The sequence below is a fragment of the Pseudomonas auratipiscis genome, assembly GCF_036324085.1.
Classification (GTDB): Bacteria; Pseudomonadota; Gammaproteobacteria; order Pseudomonadales; family Pseudomonadaceae; genus Aquipseudomonas; species Aquipseudomonas auratipiscis.
The window spans coordinates 1-1,129 of sequence record NZ_JAZDCU010000050.1; the positions used below are offsets into that span (position 1 = coordinate 1).

At 51.9% G+C, this 1,129-nt stretch carries 1 protein-coding gene, 1 tRNA gene and 1 pseudogene; 1 reads left to right on the forward strand and 2 read right to left on the reverse strand.

The genetic code is table 11. The annotated features are described in order from the left end of the window. Positions 1–215: pseudogene (locus tag V0R60_RS27130) on the reverse strand (hypothetical protein); the annotation flags it as partial. Then, complete coding sequence (locus tag V0R60_RS26805) at positions 158–481, reverse strand: immunoglobulin-like domain-containing protein (RefSeq protein ID WP_408005563.1); 324 nt, start codon at positions 479–481, stop codon at positions 158–160. The pseudogene V0R60_RS27130 and the gene V0R60_RS26805, both read right to left, overlap by 58 nt. Positions 482–799: 318 nt before the next feature. On the opposite strand from V0R60_RS26805, the gene V0R60_RS26810 reads away from it, so the two are divergent. After that, a tRNA-Ile gene (locus V0R60_RS26810) sits at positions 800–876 on the forward strand. Positions 877–1,129: the final 253 nt, after the last annotated feature.

The following is a 1,129-nucleotide window of genomic DNA, read 5'->3' on the forward strand; positions in this document are numbered from 1 at the left end:
GAACGCTTGGCCCATTGTTCGGGCGGCAGGGGTTTGGACCATTCGATAATGGCGGGGTAGTCCAGGCTTGGAGGCGGATTCAACTTTTTCCACTGCAGGTAGCCAGCCAATGGGGCATTGAAAATAAACACGCCAAATATACCTTCCCACAGTATCGTCAGAAGCCAGCCGCGGGTTTTAGCTTTATCGCGCATGTAGTCGATGTAGTCGCGCAGGGTCCCACGGCTGGGGTTTCGTCAACGGCCAGTTTCTCGAAATCACCACCGGTGGTGCTTTCGATCGAGGCTTCAACGGTACCCGCGTCGATGTAGACGTCATCCTTCGGCGCATCGAAGTCCACCGAGCCGGTGGTTTCGCCAGCAGGGATGTTGATCACGGCGCCGTTGCTCAGGGTTACGGTCATCGCCGTGCCGGCTGGTTGGGTCAGCGTGGCGGTCTGCGGCTGGATCACCTCCTTAATCGACGACATCAGCTGTTTCATAAGCTCCCACACGAATTGCTTGATTCATTGAAAAGACGATAAGTTGCTCTTTATGGAGTAACTGTACTTTCATGTCAAAGCTTAGAAATAAATATTCGCGTCGAATATTGATTTCTGAACTTTTTCAGAATCGTTCTTTAAAAATTTGGGTATGTGATAGAAAGATAGACTGGATGGCAGATAATCACCTCCTTAATCGACGACATCAGCTGTTTCATAAGCTCCCACACGAATTGCTTGATTCATTGAAGAAGACGATAGAAGCAGCTTTAAGCTCCAAGCTGGTAGCTCAAAGCTAACAGTTACGCGCTCGAAATTGGGTCTGTAGCTCAGTTGGTTAGAGCGCACCCCTGATAAGGGTGAGGTCGGCAGTTCGAATCTGCCCAGACCCACCAATTTTGTTATGGGGCCATAGCTCAGCTGTTATGGGGCCATACCACCAAGTGGGTCGCCGTAAAGGCGAAACCAGCCAGTGGTGCCACCACATCAAACGGATATGCCCATCGACACACGAGCCACATTCCGGTGCTCGCCCGCTAGCAGGCCCGGTGCGTAGTCAGTGACACATACAGCCAGGTGCTGATCCATTGGCATGGGCGGTTTGGAGTCACCTTTGCGCCCTTACGGCGCATTCCTTTTGTCTTGGCA

What these genes read in the sequence shown, in the direction of transcription:
- V0R60_RS26805 (WP_408005563.1), bottom strand. Translation starts at nt 481, where the DNA reads ATGAAACAGCTGATGTCGTCGATTAAGGAGGTGATCCAGCCGCAGACC.